Source organism: Streptomyces sp. NPDC058092, from assembly GCF_042884935.1.
Classification (GTDB): domain Bacteria; phylum Actinomycetota; class Actinomycetes; order Streptomycetales; family Streptomycetaceae; genus Streptomyces.
The window spans coordinates 261,961-279,845 of record NZ_JBHVSY010000008.1 but is presented as its reverse complement, the minus strand read 5'-3'; the positions used below and the strand labels follow the sequence as shown (position 1 = coordinate 279,845).

9 protein-coding genes are annotated in these 17,885 nt (G+C 67.6%); 6 read left to right on the top strand and 3 right to left on the bottom strand.

All coding sequences use genetic code 11. From position 1 onward, the window contains the following. The first annotated feature begins 208 nt into the window (after positions 1-208). The 6 genes from ACFVV1_RS16375 to ACFVV1_RS16350 all read left to right on the top strand — a co-directional run bounded on the left by ACFVV1_RS16375 (position 209) and on the right by ACFVV1_RS16350 (position 6,106). Positions 209-886 (top strand): DUF3105 domain-containing protein, encoded by a 678-nt coding sequence (locus tag ACFVV1_RS16375; protein ID WP_389989870.1) that lies wholly within the window; start codon positions 209-211, stop codon positions 884-886. A gap of 5 nt (positions 887-891) precedes the next feature. Beyond that, positions 892-1,608, top strand: coding sequence for a DUF305 domain-containing protein (locus ACFVV1_RS16370; protein WP_389989869.1), 717 nt, complete (start codon positions 892-894; stop codon positions 1,606-1,608). 127 nt (positions 1,609-1,735) lie between these two features. After that, a complete protein-coding gene (locus ACFVV1_RS16365) occupies positions 1,736-2,164 on the top strand; it encodes a CBS domain-containing protein (RefSeq protein ID WP_389989868.1) in 429 nt (142 codons plus the stop codon). Between the two features lie 138 nt (positions 2,165-2,302). Then, on the top strand, positions 2,303-2,470 hold the full coding sequence (locus ACFVV1_RS16360) for a hypothetical protein (RefSeq protein WP_389989867.1): 168 nt from the start codon (positions 2,303-2,305) through the stop codon (positions 2,468-2,470). 64 nt (positions 2,471-2,534) lie between these two features. Then, a complete protein-coding gene (locus tag ACFVV1_RS16355; RefSeq protein ID WP_389989866.1) occupies positions 2,535-4,274 on the top strand; it encodes a multicopper oxidase family protein in 1,740 nt (579 codons plus the stop codon). Between the two features lie 77 nt (positions 4,275-4,351). Then, positions 4,352-6,106 carry an NAD+ synthase gene (locus ACFVV1_RS16350; protein ID WP_389989865.1) on the top strand — a complete coding sequence of 585 codons (1,755 nt, stop codon included), beginning with the start codon at positions 4,352-4,354 and terminating at the stop codon, positions 6,104-6,106. 676 nt (positions 6,107-6,782) lie between these two features. On the opposite strand, the gene ACFVV1_RS16345 is transcribed toward ACFVV1_RS16350, so the two are convergent. The 3 genes from ACFVV1_RS16345 to ACFVV1_RS16335 form a co-directional block, all read right to left on the bottom strand. Then, the gene (locus tag ACFVV1_RS16345; protein WP_389989864.1) at positions 6,783-7,184 is read right to left on the bottom strand and encodes a hypothetical protein; all 402 of its coding nucleotides are present in this window, start codon (positions 7,182-7,184) and stop codon (positions 6,783-6,785) included. Between the two features lie 65 nt (positions 7,185-7,249). Then, the gene (locus ACFVV1_RS16340) at positions 7,250-13,807 is read right to left on the bottom strand and encodes an RHS repeat-associated core domain-containing protein (RefSeq protein WP_389989863.1); all 6,558 of its coding nucleotides are present in this window, start codon (positions 13,805-13,807) and stop codon (positions 7,250-7,252) included. 198 nt (positions 13,808-14,005) lie between these two features. Further along, positions 14,006-17,632 carry a LamG-like jellyroll fold domain-containing protein gene (locus ACFVV1_RS16335; RefSeq protein WP_389989862.1) on the bottom strand — a complete coding sequence of 1,209 codons (3,627 nt, stop codon included), beginning with the start codon at positions 17,630-17,632 and terminating at the stop codon, positions 14,006-14,008. Positions 17,633-17,885 lie beyond the last annotated feature (253 nt).

Here is a 17,885-nt window from a genome sequence, read left to right as displayed (position 1 = left end):
CCGCCCGGGGTAAGGGAGGAGCTCCAGTATCACGACCCCGGATTTCACCCAGATTACGCACACGACGTGAGATGGAGCACCCGGCCACCCACTACGATCGGCGCCCATGGTGCGCAAGGGGCGGAGCGGTTTCGCGAAGCCCGGTGCGCGCCTGTTCTCCCGACCGCTTCTTGTCCATCCCCGCCCCTTCGCAGAAGGACCTGACGCCATGAGCTTCGACCGCAGGACCCGCATAGAGCACATGCGCAACACCGACCGCGCGCGCGAGCGCCGCAACCGTGTCCTGGCCATAAGCCTGAGCGTCCTCGTCGTCGCGGGTCTGGTCGGTTTCGGCTCGTACCTGGTGCTGGACAAGTCCGAGGCCTCGGAGAAGAAGCGGGACGCTCAGGCGCAGGACGCCAAGGCGCCCGGGACCGACCCGAAGAAGTCGGCCGACGGGCCTATCGCCGGGCTGAAGACGTGGGACGCGAAGAAGCTGACCCGCAACCACGTCACCACGCCGGTCACGTACCCGATGAAGCCCCCGGTCGGCGGTGACCACAACCCCGTATGGATGAACTGCGACGGCGAGGTGTACAAGAAGGCGGTCCCCGACGTGAACGCCGTGCACTCGCTGGAGCACGGATCGGTGTGGGTGACATACACGGACAAGGCCTCGGACGCCGATGTGGCGAAGCTCGCCGAGCGGGTCGGCAGGACGCCGTACACGCTGATGAGCCCGTACGAGGGCCAGGCCGGGACGATCATGCTGAGCGCCTGGGGCAATCAGGTGACGGTGGACGGCGCCGACGACCCGCGGGTCGACCTGTTCTTCGCCAAGTTCGTGCAGGGGCCGCAGACACCCGAGCCGGGTGCGGCGTGCACGGGCGGACTGGGGGCCCAGTGACGGCGGTGACACGCGACCGGCGCATCCGGTGGGTGGCGGGCTCCGCCGTCGGGCTCGCACTGCTGTTCGCGGGGGTGGCGACGGTCGCCTCCGCGCAGGGCGACGGCGGGGACGACGGCACCGGCCGTGTCGCGGCGCCCGCCCCGCGCACGCCCGCGGTGGATTCCGCGGACGCCGGTTTCGCCCGCGACATGGCGGTCCACCATCAGCAGGCAGTGGAGATGTCGTTCCTCGTGCGTGACCGTACGCGGGACGAGGAGGTACGCCGCCTCGCGTACGACATCGCCAATACGCAGGCCAACCAGCGGGGCATGATGCTCGGCTGGCTGGACCTGTGGGAGCTGCCGAAGGCCGCCGCCGGGCAGGAGCCGATGGCCTGGATGGCGGGCGGGCACGAGGGCCACGACATGGACGGCATGGGCGGGACGACGGGGCCGGGGTCCCCGTACCAGGCCCATGACGGCTCCCTGATGCCCGGCATGGCCACCAGGACCGAGCTGGGCCGGCTCCGCGCGGCGAGCGGCAGGAAGGCCGAGGTCCTGTACCTCCAGCTGATGACCGACCACCACAAGGGCGGCATCGGCATGGCCCGCGGCTGCGCCCGGCTGTGCACGGTGAAGGTGGAGAAGCGCCTCGCCCGGGGAATGGTCGAGGCGCAGCGGTCCGAGCTGGACGTGATGGCCGGCATGCTGGCGGCACGAGAGGCGAAGCCCCGGTCCTGAAAGATTCCCGCCGAGCCGCACATGCACCCGAACGGGTGATAGCGGTCGCGTACGCCGAACGGGCCCATGACGATGGGTTCGCTCGGGGTCGTACAGCATGCCCACCGGCACGCAGGAGGAATCCCTCATGACCACCGCCAAGGACATCATGCACACCGGGGCCACCTGGATCCCCGCACACGAGACACTCGACCGCGCCGCACAGCTGATGCGCGACCACAAGGTGGGCGCGCTGCCCATCTCCGCCGAAGGCGAGCAGGACCGGATGATCGGCATCCTCACGGACCGCGACATCGTGATCGGCTGTGTGGCGAGGGGGCACGATCCGTCGAAGATGACCGCGGGCGACCTCGCCCACGGCACCCCTCGCTGGATCGACTCGGGCGCGGACGTGGAGATGGTTCTGGAGGAGATGCAGACCCATCGGATCCGCCGGCTTCCGGTGGTCGAGAACAAGAAACTGGTCGGCATGATCAGCGAAGCCGATCTGGCGCAGCACCTCACCGACGAGCAGATCGCCGGCTGGGTGGAGAAGGTCTACGCCCCCAGCAGCTGACCGGCTCGCGAACGCCCGGCTCAATGGCCCGGTACCCCGTGCACGAGGGGTACCGGGCCGCTGCCCTGTGCGCCCCGTAGAGCTGCGCAGATACGTTTCCGCGCGCGCCCCATACCCAGCGAGGGTAGGGTGCTCGACATGACTCTGGGTAGATGTGCGACGTACGGACAGTTGTTCTTGTTCGTCGTGCTGCTCATCGGGATCGCCCATCTCCTCGGGGGTGGCGCGCGGGTGTCGCCGGTGCCGGGGCCGGGGTCCCGGCCGGGCCGGACGAGTCGTGCCCTGTTGTCGGTGCTGCGCATATAGGAGGGGCGCCTCCCCCTCCCCCAGCAGACCGAAATACCGACAACACCCCGAGGTGCTCTCCGTCATGCGCACTCCACCCACCCGACGCGCCGTACTCGGCGCCGCTTTCGCCACTGCCGGTACGGCGGTTCTGGCGTCCTGCTCCGGCGATTCCGACACGGGCCGCAGCGGTACGAAGTCCGGCGGTACGAACTCCGGCAGCCCGAACGCCGGCGGTGCGAACCACGGGACCGCTCCCCGCCGCAAGTCCAGGGGCGAATTCGTCTCCCCCCAAGGGGAGGAGGTCGCGGCGGCCGAGGCCAGGCGGGCCTCGGGCCCCGTACGGAAGATCGACCTCACGGCCACCCCGTCCCGCCTCGATCTGGGCGGCGGGCTCGTCGTCGGCTCCTGGGCCTACGAAGACCGGCTGCCGGGCCGGGAGCTGCGGGTCTCGGTGGGCGACGTCCTCGCGCTCAACTTCGCCAACCACCTTCCGGCGGCGACCACCCTGCACTGGCACGGGCTCAACGTGCGCAACGACATGGACGGCGTACCCGACCTGACCCAGAAGGCCATCAAGCCGGGCGCGGAATTCGCGTACCGCTTCAAGGTGCCGCACCCGGGGACGTACTGGTTCCATCCGCACACGGGCGTCCAGCAGGACCGCGGGCTGTACGCGCCACTGATCGTCGAGGACCCGAAGGAGCCGCTCACGTACGACAAGGAGTGGGTCGTCGTCCTCGACGACTGGGTCGACGGGGTGGACGGCTCCACGCCCGACGAGGTGCTCGACGAGCTCAGCGGGGGCAGGGGCGGCATGGACCACGGCGGTTCGGGCCACGGCGGGATGGACGACAAGAGCGATCCGGGAGGCAGCGGGCACGGCGGGTCCCCCAGAGACCCCGAGGGCCTCAAGCACCCCAGGCCCCCCAAAACCGCCAAAAGGCGCTCCGGCCCCTCGCGGATCATGAAGGATTCCTACAGCGAACTGCTCGAAAGCCACGGGGGCAATGTCGACTACCCCTACTACCTGATCAACGGCCGCGCACCGAAGTCCCCCACGTCCTTCACCGCCAAGCCCGGCGACCGTATCCGGCTGCGCATCATCAACGCGGGCGGGGACACCGCTTTCCGTGTCGCGCTCGGCGGTCACCGGATGACGATCACGCACACCGACGGCTACCCCGTCCGGCACACCACGACGGACGCCCTGCTGCTGGGCATGGGCGAGCGGTACGACGTGGTGGTGACCGCCGGGGACGGGGTGTTCCCGCTGACCGCGCTCGCGGAGGGCAAGCGGGCGTCGGCGCTGGCCCTGCTCCGTACCGGAAAGGGCACGGCGCCCACCGCCTCCGTACGCCCGAAGGAGCTGGACGGAAAGCTGGTGGAGGCGTTCGACCTGTCGCCGGACGAATCCGTGGCACTGTCCGTCCGCAAGGCCGACCGGACCTTGCGGTTCAAGCTGACCGGCAGCATGCGCGCGTACGACTGGGCCTTCGACCGCAAGCCGTACGACCCCGGACAGCGCCATCCGGTCAGGGCGGGCGAGCGGGTCAGGCTGGAGTTCTACAACGTCACGTCGATGTGGCACCCCATCCATCTGCACGGGCACTCGTTCGGCCTGGTGGGACAGGCCGGGCCGGAGCACCGGGCCTCCCGGCGGGGCCAGGGCGTGTGGGCGCGCAAGGACACCGCGATCGTCCGGCCGCACAGCTCACTGGCCGTCGAGTTCAACGCGGACAACCCGGGTCTGTGGATGCTCCACTGCCACAACATCTACCACTCGGACGTGGGCATGATGACGGTGCTCGGCTACCGCCGCTGACCCGTTCCTGGCGGGCGGCCGGGCGATCGCGCGGCCCGCCAGGACATCGCGTCAGTCAGACGATTACACTGGGCCGCGTGCCTCAACTACGCCTCGCACTGAATCAGATCGACTCGACCGTCGGTGATCTCCCCGGCAACGCCGAGGCGATCGTCCACTGGACCCGGCACTCCGCCGAACAGGGCGCCCATCTGGTGGCGTTCCCCGAGATGATGCTGACCGGCTATCCCGTCGAGGACCTGGCCCTGCGGCCGTCCTTCGTCGAGGCCTCGCGTCAGGCGCTGCGCGCGCTCGCCGCCCGTCTCGACGCGGAGGGCTTCGGGGAGCTGCCGGTCGTCGTCGGCTTCCTCGACCGTTCCGGGACGGCCCAGCCGCGCTACGGACAGCCCGCCGGCGCCCCGCAGAACGCGGCCGCGGTGCTGCACCGCGGGCAGGTCGCGCTGACCTTCGCCAAGCACCACCTCCCCAATTACGGCGTGTTCGACGAGTTCCGGTACTTCGTACCGGGCGACTCGATGCCGGTCGTCCGGGTCCACGGCGTCGACGTGGCACTCGCGATCTGCGAGGACCTCTGGCAGGACGGCGGCCGGGTGCCGGCCGCGCGGGCGGCCGGTGCCGGGCTGCTGCTGTCGATCAACGCCTCGCCGTACGAGCGGGACAAGGACGACACCCGGCTCGAACTGGTCCGCAAGCGCGCCCAGGAGGCCGGCTGCACCACCGCGTACCTGGCGATGATCGGCGGTCAGGACGAGCTGGTCTTCGACGGCGACTCGATCGTCGTCGACCGGGACGGCGAAGTGATCGCCCGCGCCCCGCAGTTCGCCGAGGGCTGCGTCGTACTCGACCTGGACCTGCCGGCCGCCTCGGCCGTGGCCCCGTCCGGTGTCGTGAACGACGGGCTGCGGATCGACCGCGTGGTGCTCTCCGAGGAGCCCCTGGCGGCGTACGAGGCGGAGCTGGCCGGCGGTTACGCGGAGCGGCTCGACGACGACGAGGAGCTGTACTCGGCGCTGGTCGTGGGCCTGCGCGCGTACGCCGCCAAGAACGGCTTCAGCAGTGTGCTGGTCGGGCTCTCCGGCGGGATCGACTCGGCGCTGGTCGCGGCCATCGCCTGCGACGCGCTGGGGGCGCAGAACGTGTACGGCATCTCGATGCCGTCGAAGTACTCCTCGGACCACTCCAAGGGCGACGCGGCCGAGCTGGCCCGCCGTACCGGGCTGAACTTCCGCACCGTACCGATCGAGCCGATGTTCGACGCGTACATGGGCTCGCTGGGGCTCACCGGCCTCGCCGAGGAGAACCTCCAGTCGCGGCTGCGCGGCACGATGCTGATGGCCGTCTCCAACCAGGAGGGCCAGATCGTCCTCGCCCCGGGCAACAAGTCCGAGCTGGCGGTCGGCTACTCGACGCTGTACGGCGACTCGGTCGGGGCGTACGGGCCGATCAAGGACGTCTACAAGACGTCGATCTTCCGCCTCGCGAAGTGGCGCAACCGCGCCGCCGAGGAGCGCGGGCAGACCCCGCCGATCCCGGAGGCGTCCATCACCAAGCCGCCCAGCGCCGAGCTGCGCCCGGGACAGGTCGACACGGACTCGCTGCCCGACTACGACGTACTGGACCGGATCCTGGAGCTGTACGTGGACCGGGACCAGGGGCTGGACGAGATCGTCGCGGCCGGGTTCGACGCGGCGCTGGTGGCGAAGACGCTGCGGATGGTGGACACGGCGGAGTACAAGCGGCGGCAGTACCCGCCGGGCACGAAGATCTCCCCGAAGGGCTTCGGCAAGGACCGGCGGCTGCCGATCACCAATCGGTGGCGCGAGTCGGGGTGAGCGTCGGGGTGGCGGACCCGGCGGCCGGTCGAAGCGGTGGCCGGTCGGCCCGGTGGCGGTCGGCGGGCCCTGGCGTCGGCCGGCCCCGCGGCCGGTCGGCGCCTGATCCGTCGGCCGCCCGCTGTCCGCCACACGCGCCGTCGGCCGCCCGCGCGCAAGCCACGGTGCGTATCCCGGGACGGCGGGGCCCGGCCATGGGGTGGAGCGGGCTCCACCCCATGGCACGAACGGGCTCCACCGCAGGACGGGAGCGGGCTTCCTTCCGACCCGTCACGGACGCTCCTTGCGTCGTCGGTGTGACCGTCACCATACCGAGGGCCCTCCCTCCGCATACCCGAATCCGAGGCCTGCTCGTGTATCTGGGCCTCGCCTGTTCAGGCATGTGGCCGGCCATGTCCCCCTGCTGATCAAGAGGGTTCCGACGCACCGACGGCCGGGCGCAACCCGGTGGCCTGGAGAACCTGTGCATATCGACGGCCATGATGGCCCCGGCCGTCGCCGCGGTCGTGGTGGCTGGAGCCGCACCGACCGGGGGTGAGGCACTGAACGCAACAGCACTGTGCTCTCCTCATCGGACATCCCCACCACCCAATACCGTGGCAACGTCAAAGCCTTTGCAGGCAAGGACCGAATACCGTAGCCGAGGCGGCGCAAGGCGCGACGAGGCAGGCCATTTTCATGAATCCTGCTTTTCCAAAACGGATTGGTCACCGTCACCCACCCACGCCCAGATGACCTTGTCCCCGTCAAGGGTGGCCACGCGCAGCGTCACGCTTCCGCCACCAACAAATCTCAGGTCCACTTCGGGTCCGGCCCCGTAGTCCCCGAGAGTCCATGCCCCGGCACCTTCTACCGTTTCTTCGGAGACGACCTTTATGCCCGCACCTTCCACGTAGTCGGTGTGGAGACTTTTCGCGGAAAATTTTCCGTCCGCCCGCAGGACGAGAGAAGACCCGCTCCGACTCTCCCAGTGACCGAACAGATCGCCGTCGACCACACGACTTGCTTTCTTCAGTTCACCCTGGTTTTCACCACATCCCATGGCGGAGACGGAGAGCAATAGGCCGAGCAGCCACACGGACAAAGCGCGTCGCTTGAAACGAGCATTCGATCTGCCGCGGCACACAGACAACCTTCTCCTTTTCATGGCCCGTAGACAAAGGTCTCGCGCCACGTCACAACCTGGTTCACAGGATGCATCGCTCCAGCGATTCCGCCGTCGAACCTCGACACGGCCTTGCTCGCGGCGGTGCCGTACCCGGTCACTATGTGAGCAGCCGATGAAATCGTAGAGTCCTCGTCGACCGTGAACCTCACCTGCACTCCACGCTTGGACGAGGCAAGTACTTTACCTGTTATCTGGAAGGATCCGAGCAAGACCTTCACAGAGTTCGGATCCTGAAGCCCTCCCGCGACACTACCGATATCACGGGTGACTTGCTTCGCGACCGCCATTTTGGACATCGATCCGAGTGAATACGGGTCACCGACCGATCCGAGGTCGGAATCTCCAGATTTCAGCCACTTTCGCACCGCAACTGTACGGGCGCTCTGCGCTTCAGGCGTCCTCGCCATGAGTCCGGCAATGATACTCCCGTCCCCATACACCATCTTCTCCGAGGCCATGCCTGACATCCACATGACGAGAGCAGTCTGCACGGTGATATTCGCGCTCCCCGTGCTGTCGACCGACGCGGTGCACGCAAGCAATATGGGGTCAGACATGCACATCGCAGACTTGAGTCTCCGCTGTTCGGACGAGAGCTCAGTGAAATTGGTCCACATTGCGCCACTCGGTGACCATTGGTAGTTCCAAATGTCACTGTTTCCTGGGTCGGAGGGTCCCATCAACCCTCTGCCGCCTGCAGACGCCGTTCCGCCAGTAGCATTCGTTCCCCTTGCCGTACCACCGCCGTGGCCACCGGTACCCATGTTGTTGCCGCTGTAGCCGTCACAGCTGGCGGACATGTTGCCCGCGTAGCAACCTGTAGGAGGGGGAGGAGGGGCGTTGCCTCCCTGGCCGGTGGGGTTGCAGCTGGCGGAGTGGTTGCCGCCGTAGCACGCGAGGCCCGTCGGGTCGCTGTAGGTGGCGGGGCTCTGGTTGGCGTAGGTGTAGCCGTTGAGCGACTGGTGCTGTTCGATGCTCAGGACGGGGTCGACGCTGATGAACTGACCGATTCCTGTGTCGTACTCCCGGGCGCCGATGTGCGTGAGGCCCGTGGTGACATCGGAGGGCTTGCCGAGAAACGCCTTGTCATCGGGCCAGTCGGTCGTCGGTCCGTCGCCCCTGGGCGCCCCGAAGGGGGTGCTGTAGCGCTTCGTGACCGCCTGTGTGCCGGCCTCGATGGCGAGGCTGGATGTGCCGTGATGGTCGGCCACGAGGAAGCTGAGCTTGGTGCCCGTGGTTCCGGCGGTGGCCGTTCGGACGGCGAGGGTCTGGCCGACGGCACTGTAGTAGCGGGTTCCGGAAAGGGACTTGGTGGCCCCCTTCGTGGTGAGGCGAATTTCGGTCGAACCGAGGTAGAGGACCGTGTCACCGTCGACGGCTGCCCGGCGGACCAGGAGTTCGCCGTCGGCGTCGTAGAGGTAACCGGTGTCGAGGGCCGGTTTCGACCCGACCGCGGGTTCCGTAGTACCGCTGAGATTGCCCTCACTGTCCCAGACCAGGGTCTGGGCGGCCTGGACGCCGGGTCGCTTGGTGGTGTTGCCAGTGTCGTCGTAGCTGTAGGTGCTGGTCCTCGCGCCCATGGTCCTGCTCAGGGGGTGGGGCTGGCCCTTCGCGGTGCCGTACTCGTACTTGGTCTCGGCTGTCGACGCGTTCACCGAAGTGGCGTGGGCCGTCTCCGTGTCGCGCTGCCCCGATGCGGTGTAGCTGTAACCGGTCCAGTAGGGCGCGGCGCCGCTGATGTTGGCCGTGGTGCGGCCGGTTTCGGCGCAGTCCGCGGTCTGCGGGGTCCAGGCTTCGGTGAGGCGCCGGTGGGCGTCGTAGACGAAGCACTGGTTGTCTGCCTTGCCCGTGCCTCCGAGGGTGGCGCCGTCGGAGATCGACATCATGTTCCCGGCGTCGTCCTGGGTGTAGTTGAGGTCCTGGAGCATGTACGGGTGGGTCTGGTCCGTGACATGACTGCGGGTGAGCCGGCCCGTTCCTTCTTCGTAGGTGTTCGTGATGTAGGCGTTCTTGGCGCCGGTACCGCCGGTGCCCAGCGCCAGTTGCTGCACCTGACCGAGGGCGGAGTAGTCGACGGCCTGGAGGTAGCCGGTGGCTCCGACGACGGAGGTTGTCTGGCCGAGACCGTTGTACCGTCGCTCGACGGTTTCCTTGGCCAGACCCCCGACCGCGGGCTCGGTGCTGTTCTGCAGTGTTCCGTCGATGCGGTAATAGCTGGAGAAGTCCAGGGTGGCCGGCACACCGGCCTTCACCAGCGGGTCGGAGTCCGGGAGTTGGATCCGGGTGTCGGTGGCGCGGTTGAGGCTGTCGTAGACGGTGACGGCCTTCGTGTACCGAGCTCCGTTCAGACCACCGGTGTAGCGGGTGGAGGAGCTCAGCTGCCCCTTTGCGACGGTGTCGTACTCGCGGCTGGTCAGCAGGTTGGCGTCGGTCTTCTCGCCCGCCCAGGTGCTGTCGACGCGGCCGAGCTGGTCGTAGCTGGTCAGAACGGATCTCTCGCGATCCGTCACCTGCACGGCCTGATCGAGGTTGTTGTACGCGGTCACGCTCCGCCCCGCGTCCGGGTCTTCCGCGCTCACCTGCCGGCCGAAGAGGTCGTAGGTGTAACCCCACTGCGAGCCGTCCTGGCCACTGGTGATCAGGCTCCGCTGGCCGTCCGGCGTGTAGGCGGTTCTGGTGTAGGTGTACGGGACTCCGAGTGTGCTGCCGAAGCCCGTGTCGTCCGGCTTCTGACCGGCGTACTCACGCATCTCCACGGCGCGTCCGCGTGGGTCGGTGATGGTGCGGGTCGCGGTTCCGCCCTGCACCGCGGAGGTGGCCGTCGAATCACCGGTGTAGCTCGTCGCGGTGGTCCACTTCTTGACGCCGAAGGCGTAGAGGGTGTTCGCCGTCGGCCGTCCGGCGCCGTCGAACACCGTCTCGTTCTGCGTAGGCGCCTCGCCGTATTCGGCCCGGGTGTAGTCCCCTTGCGGGGTGGACTTGTCGTCGAAGATGTCAGCGTACGTTTCGTACGCCATGCCACGGCTGTCGTAGCGGGTGTCGGTCAGCAGTCGCCCGCCGAGCGGGGTCGGGGACTGGGTCTGAAGGGGTCTCAGCAGCGCGTCGTACACCGCGTAGCTGGTGTTGTACGTTTCGCCGTCGGCCTTGATGGTCGACGTGGCCACCGAGGACGGCTTGGTCCTGCTCAGGTGATAGGCAAAAGTGGAATTGGGGCTCTGGCTGCCACGGATGCGGTTGGGCGCCCAGACGTCCGTCAGCCGTCCCAGGCCGTCGTATGCCTGTTCCGTCTTGTTCAAGTTGGCGTCATAGGTGCGCTCGGGAAGGCCACGGCGCGGATCGAGGAAGGCGACCACCTTGTGGCCCTTGGCGTTGGTGAGGACCGTCTTGGTCAGCGGACCCGCATCCGTGGGTGTGTACGCGGTGTCGGACACATTGTTCTGGACGTCGGTGACGGTCCTCGGCCGGCCAAGGGTGTCATAGGTCGTCGCGGCGATCCTCTGCCAGCCGGTGGGATTGCGCTCGCCGCCGGTCGCCGTGGCCGGGTACCCGATGGCGCGGCCCGTCCAGGTGATGGCTCCCTTGGTCGGCTTCTGGTCCGGTGCCCAGCCGGTGACGGTGGCGGTGTCGTAGACCGTTGCGGTGTCGGACAGTACGTCACCGCGTGTGTCACTGTTCGTGGGAAGACTGAGGGCGGCCTCGGTGACCGTGCAGGTCTTGGCCACCGTGCGGGTACGGGAAACGAGGCCGGTCAGCCCGGCCGCGTCGTTGCGGGCGTACCAGTAGCGCGTGCAGGTCTCGTCTCCGGACTTCGCCATGTCTCCGTGGTCGGAGGTGGTCTTGGGCATGCCGTAGTCGTCGAAGGAACTGGCGGTGCCTGTGGAGCGCCAGGTCTTCGGCACGGTCAGGTAGGTGTAATTCGTCGACGCTCCGGTACGGACGTAGCGCGCCACGTGGTCGCCCGCGCCCGGTGCGGCCTGGCGAGCGGTCTCCTTGGACCATGGGACGTTCATGGCGGCCGAGATGGGAGTGGCACCGTCGTAGGTGACACTCTGCCGCAGCTGGCCGGCGTACTGGTCGGCGTCCTTGAATTCCGGGATGCCGAGCACCGGAGTGGTCAGGGCGGGAACCGTGACGGCGCGGGTGGTGCCGTCCTTCTTCTTGTCTCCGTCCATGCCTTGCAGGTACACCGAAACCGTCTTGGAGCGCGTGGTGTCCTTCGCCCCGCTGTAGACGGTGACCTGACGATAGCCGCGCCAATCGGACCAGGTCCGCTCCTCCTTGGGCGTGAACGGCTCGTCGTTGTAATGCCAGGCGGCACCGCTGTACGCGTACTCGTTCTCGACCGTGTCGTTCTGGCCCGCGGGATCGGAAACGGTGACTGCCAGAACCCGGTACTTCTGGAACCAGTCGACCGACGCCTCCGCGGCGCCGTTGATGTTCCAGAACTGCGGATAGCAGGAGCGGGTGTTGGAGTCCTCTTCCGACCCGATGACCTGGCTGCGCGTGCATTCGGGGCTCGACAGCGTCACCGTGGTGATCGCACCGGTCTCGGAAGTGATGGTCGATATGCGCGGCCTGGTCAGCGGCAGGATGTCGTCGGTGCCGTCCACCCGGTTCGGCCGCATCTGATACGTGAAGGACACGGGGTCGAGGTCGATGGCAGTGCCGGTCAGGCCGGTGCGCTTGATCGACTTCAGGGTCAGGACCTGATCGGACGTGTCCCCGATGTCCCCGCCGTCCAGGAACTCCTGAGTGAAGTCCCAGGAGTCCACCGGCTCGTACTTCTTCGCAGCGGCCGACCAGGAGAAGGTGCTGACACCGGTCAGTCGCTTACGGGAGAAGAACGAGGGACCCTCCGCCAGGCACTCGTCGGCATCCTTGGCGCAGATCGCGTCGAAGGGAACGTCCGGCCAGTTGTCGGAGGTGTCCTTGTTCAGGCTGGAGCAGTCCGATGCGGTGCAGCGCTCGGCGTAGTCGAGGGTGACCCTGGCGTCCGCGTCGTCGGTGAACAGTGCGTCCTTGCGCAGTCCGTACTTGATTTCCTTCAGGTACCCGCCGCGGGTGTAGGGCGTTTCGGCTTTGGTCGCTTCGCTCTTCTTGTAGTAGTTCGAATCCTTGGAGTACCAGTACGTCGCGGCGTTGCCGTGAGTGTCGACCGTGTAGTCCAGGTTCCACCGCCACGCCTGCGTGAGCGAACGGTTCTCGAACGAGCTGCCCTTGTCGTAGCCGGGCTCCCCGCTGTCGTCACCGTATACGGGCACGGTCCAGGTGGAGTTGGTGCGCTCGGTACCCGCGCCGTCGAGTTTGTCGAGGCCGAACACGTACTTCGTGCCGTCTCCCTGGACGACGGTCCAGTGCTCACCGTCGTTGTCCCCGTTGTCCGCGCCTGTTGACCTCGTCACCTGCGAGGCGTCGTCTCCTTCGAGCCTCCACTCGCCGGACGCGTCATCCTTGACCAGGCGGGACGCCGTGCCGTTCAGCACCAGGCGCGCGTTGTCGTACTTCCAGCACTGTTCGAAGACATCGTCATGCCCGTCGTCGTCACAGCTGCCGTAGGTGCGCTCGATGTACGACTCGGTCATCGAGAAGCCTTCACCGACCGAGGTGCCCTGGTTGTTCGTCGTCGCCGTTCGCCCGTCGATGCTCCCCGAGTCGTAGGAGAGCGCCAAGGACGGGGCGGAGCCGGCGGCTGCGGGCGGCAGACCGAATCCGTACGACCAGCCGAAGGCGCCCGAACTCGCGCCCGCCTGCCATGAGGAGGACTCCGACAGTCCGGTGGCGCTGTAGTCGCCGCTGCCCTTGGGGGACTCACCGGCGCCGGCCGCCGTCGCGGTGAGCGCGAGAACCTGCGTACCCGCGGCGGCCCGGTCGGGCCGGACCGCCGCAGGCTCGGCAGAACTCCCGGTGAGGGGAACCTGAGCGGTGACCGTGCGCTTCTTCGCGTCATTCCGCGAATCCAGCGGAGTCTGGGTACGGCACTCCCCCTTCTCCGGAGTCGTCAGCGCACAGTCCGGCAGCTGCACCAGGCGCAGCCTCCCTGACCAACCGCCGCCGACCGCGGAGGCGAAGGAGCTGTAGTCGACGCTCACTTCGGCCCGGCCCTGCCGGTCCGCTTCGGCAGTGAGGACCACACCCGTGATCCCGAGCCTGTCAGTGGTCTTCCGGTCCAGAGTGGTCACCTTGACGTCGGTGATCCCCGGGGCACTGCCCTTCGCGCGGGAAGGGGCGACTGTCAGCGGCAGACCACCGGGCTTCGCCTCGGCCCGGCCGGCGGGTTCGAGCGTGACCTTCGCGGTGCCGGGACCGGGCCAGGTGACCTGTTGTTCCTTCCTGGCCCTCTTCGCCTGCGCGGTGTTGGCCTCGTGGTCCTTCGCCACCCGGGCTCGGGCCGCTTGTGCGCCCAGGCCGGTGACCTTGTCGACCTTGCTGACCCTCTGCTCGGGCAGTTCAGGACGTCCCAGGCCGCCCGACTGTGCCGCGGCCACCGGAGTCAGGCCCAGGGGCACCGTCAGCGCCAGAGCCAGGGAGGCCATCAGGAGACGGCTCTCCGGGCGTTGAACTACCCTCAGCAACCTGCGTGACGTGCCTATGCCAAACGCCATGATCGTCTGTCCCCACCCGAAAGAGTCATGTCTGAGAAGAGGTCTGTCATCGCGGCATTTCCTCAACGGAATGGCCGCCGGGAGCCGGGCCGGGGCGGCACGGCGTTGTCGTGACCGCCCCGGCTTCCGCTAGTCGCTCACCAGGTCCTCGGCCTGTTCCTGACTCACTATCGCTCCGGCCCAGACCCGGACTTCGGCGATGCGGCCGGGCAGGAAGTACTTCCATGCCCCGCCGTTGAGCCCCTTGCCGATGGCGAACTCGCCCGAGCCGGCCTTTGCCGTGAACGTCTTCGGCTCGCCGTTGAGCACGTAGCCCACCCGGAGCGAAACCGTCGCGTCCTGCGCGTCGAAGATGCCGGTCAGGCGCACGGGTGAGTCGATCGCCGCTTCCTCGTCCGACACCACCGAGGTGGACGTGCCGTCCGCGTTCAGCCGCCCGAAGCGCCAGAACCCGACCGGTACCTGCCTCTCCTCCAGCGTTTCCTCGTCCAGCACGGTCTTATGGCCCGTGACCTCGAACCACAGCCCCCACGCCGAACCGTCGGCCGTCCGCTGGCCGAGGACCTGTCCGACGTAGCCGACCGGCTTCGCGGCCAGCTTCGCCTCGTCCAGCGACACCAAAGTGGTCACCGTGAACGAACCCGTGTCGTCCACCAGCGGAGCCGTCGCCGTGGCCGCGTCGTCCACACCGTCCAGAACCAGTTCCTCGCCGACCACCGACGCGCCACCGCTCAGCGTCAGATCACGCCCGTAACCGGAGGTCGTGTCACCGATCGTGGAACCGCTGCCCCGCGACGGCAACCAGTCCGCGACGAGCTCCGTGGCCGCGTACCCCGAGGCCGTCAGCAGTCTCGCCTCGTCGACGACCTCGTCCGACGACAGGACCCGCTGCCACACCGCGACCTCGTCGATGCTGCCGGGGAAGTAGTACTGGTAGGTGTCGGCCCACTTGTAGCGGCCGATCTGCAGAGCGCCCGCCGCCTGCCAGGTACCCGCGTTGATCCTCTTGCCCTGCAAAACACCGTTGACGTAGAACACCACTTCCTGAGTGGCGGGGTCATAGCTGCCCGCCACATGTGTCCACGCGTTGAGCTGTGCCGGCTGACGCCCGCAGACCCCGAAGTAGACGTTGCCCGTGGCCTCGTCCTTGTCCTTGGTGCCGAAACACCAGGTGTCAAGCTGCTGGTGGTAATAGATGATGAAGGGGCTGTAATGCGCGCCGTCCTGCGACAGGACGATCGCAGGGGACGCCTTGCTGCCCAGCCGCACCCAACTGGAGACCGTGTACGCGGACCGGGTCTCCAGAGCGGGCCCCTTGGTCGCCGCATACCCGGTGGTGCCGTTCAACGACAGCCCCTTGTCCGTGACCGGGGCCGGCAACGGATCACCCGACGCGTCGCGTGTGATCAGCCCGCGGCGACCGCGGTCGTCCCGCACCGCCCCTGTGGCAAGGGTGGCATCGTCGGCACCGTCAGCCGTGGCGGCGTCCTTGGCATCCCCGTCCGCCTCGTCGAAATGCCACCGCCCGACCGGTCCCTCACCCGCCGCGACAAGGAAGTCCACCAGATTCTGCGCACCCCACCGGCCGACCGTGTCCTTCGCCCGCACATACAACCGGAACGTTCCCGGCTTCGACGGCGTGATCGGTTCCTTGACCGTCGCACCAGGACGCTCCGCCGACCACGCAGCATCCTGCGAAAGCCGGTACTGATACGCCACATTGCTGTCACCCGCCGCAGCGGAAAACGTGAACGTATCCTTCACTCCCGGACCACCACCGGGCGCACACGCATTGGTGGTGCACTCCGTGTACGTGGTACCGAAAGCGATCTTCGGGGCCTTCGGAGCAGTCGGATCAACCTTGAAGTAACACCAACCGGTCGTCGAGGCATTCGACGGACCCGGCAACTGACTCTTCCCCCCGTTGTAATACGAACGCGTCCACGACCGGTACCGGTACAACGGGCCCTCCACGAGAGCCGGAGCCGACGCCGAGAGCTTCACGTTGTCACCGACATAACCACTCGTCGGACGCTCCATCTCAGCGAACGCGTTCGACCACGTCCCGTCGGCCGCCTTCTTGTCCACGTCCATCGCCACCCGCAACTGCGCTTCCTTCTCACCCCCGGACGCCGTCTGCGGAGTCGACGTCAGTGTCGGAGTGGGATCGGAAACAACCGCCGGATCGGACTCCTTCGTCTCACACACCGTGCCCGAACCGGTCACCAACCCGATACCGGTCGGCTTGGCCGGCAGCCCGACGAAATCCACCGCCAGCACCGCGTCGTTCCTGAACCGCTTCCACGCCCCGGTGTCACCCTCGTCATGCGCCTTGAGCATCAGCGTCAGCCGCGAGAACTTCCCCGCAGCGAAATCACGGACCGTCGGCGTCAGATTCTCGTTCGTCTCCTCCGGGTTGTCCCTGAACTCGATCGGAGCGTCAGGCGAATCCGGATCACACAACGAACCCCGCCCGGCAGACACATGCCGGTCCACCATCAGATCCAGATCCTTCGGCCTCGACGACCACGTCGTGGACGACGAAATATTGTTCGTACGGACCAGATCCACCCACCGCGGATCGCACTGGAACGCCCACGGCTCCGTCAGCCGGAACGTCACGTCCAGAACCTGCTTGCCCTTCAGGCTCGCCGGGGAGAACTCGAAATACAGCCGCTGCACGTACCCCGGCCCGCAGTAATACCCGTTCCAGGTACCACACTTGCCGACACCCCTGCCCTTGCCGTCGTCATCGTTGCCCCACCCGTAGGACTCATACCCGTCCGAGCGCAGCAGCGTCCGCTCCGACTCCCCCCACGTCACCGTCGGATCGATGAACAGCGGAAACGCCTTCTCGTCGGTCTTCGCCAACATGTCGGCGTCCGGAACGACAGCGAGGGCATCCTTCGCGACCTCCACATCGATGCGGGTGACGTTGTCCCCCTGGCCCGGCTCGATACCCGTACCGGACGACGACACCTCCGCAGCATCGCCCGCTACGGCCGGATCCTCGACCGCGGACCGCACCGCACCGCCCTTGACTGACACGGGCGGGCTCGCGGCCGCCGCACCCGCCGAATCCCACATCCGGGCCGGCGGCGCACGGAAGACCGTCTGCCCGTTCCCATCCACCGCGGTGAGGTTCCCGGCAGCACCCGTACGGACCTCAAGCCCCTTCGTCTTCAGCCCGAACGACAGCTTCTTCAACTCCGCAGCAGCCGCCGCCTCGGGAGTCTTGACCACCAGCACCTGCTGGAAACTCTCCACGGTCGCCGTGACCATCAGATCCACATCCGGCAGCACATCGCCATAGACCGCGCTCGAACCATCGATCCGAGGTGCCGGAAGTTTCGTCGGCCAGTCCAGCTCGAGCGACCGCCCCCGCTCGGACAGCTTCACGAGCGCACCGTCACCACCACCGGAGAACACCATGTCCACCGCCGCGGCCTTCGGACCCACGGACCCGTCCGGCCGACGCTCCAGCGTGGCATCCGGCGCCTGCCAATCGCCCTCCCCCTTGGCCACTCTCACGGGAACGACGGACTGCTCAAGAGTGAACGTGAAACCGTCGGGATTCGCGAACACCGTCGTCCGCTCCGAACGCTCCCCGACCACCTCCACACGACTGCCCGAGGCCTGCGCCTCCGCCAGAGCCCGCCCACCCTCGCTCAGCCCGGCAGAGTCGGACGCAGCGGTGACCGCGTGACTCTCCGGCACCGGCAACACAAGCAGCGACAGCGCGGCAGCCACCGCCACGCCACCCAAACGCCATCTTCGGACATGCCGAAATCCCGCACTGAACTCCACAAGTCCCCACCCCAGAGTCACACGACCGTTACAAGCGGGGATGGAGTCAACGGCACTCCAACTCCCGGCGTCAATAGCGGCAGTTCACGAACGCGCCCCCAACAGGGGCCTGGAGCTTGGGAATTGACACGCATGCCCCGAATGACCTCACCCCACAAGACCGCCCGCCACTCACCTTGCGTAGACACCTCTCCGACATCGA

Coding starts and splice junctions, on each gene's coding strand:
- ACFVV1_RS16375 (WP_389989870.1), top strand. CDS start 209: ATGAGCTTCGACCGCAGGACCCGCATAGAGCACATGCGCAACACCGAC.
- ACFVV1_RS16365 (WP_389989868.1), top strand. CDS start 1,736: ATGACCACCGCCAAGGACATCATGCACACCGGGGCCACCTGGATCCCC.
- ACFVV1_RS16360 (WP_389989867.1), top strand. CDS start 2,303: ATGACTCTGGGTAGATGTGCGACGTACGGACAGTTGTTCTTGTTCGTC.
- ACFVV1_RS16355 (WP_389989866.1), top strand. CDS start 2,535: ATGCGCACTCCACCCACCCGACGCGCCGTACTCGGCGCCGCTTTCGCC.
- ACFVV1_RS16340 (WP_389989863.1), bottom strand. CDS start 13,807: ATGGCCTCCCTGGCTCTGGCGCTGACGGTGCCCCTGGGCCTGACTCCG.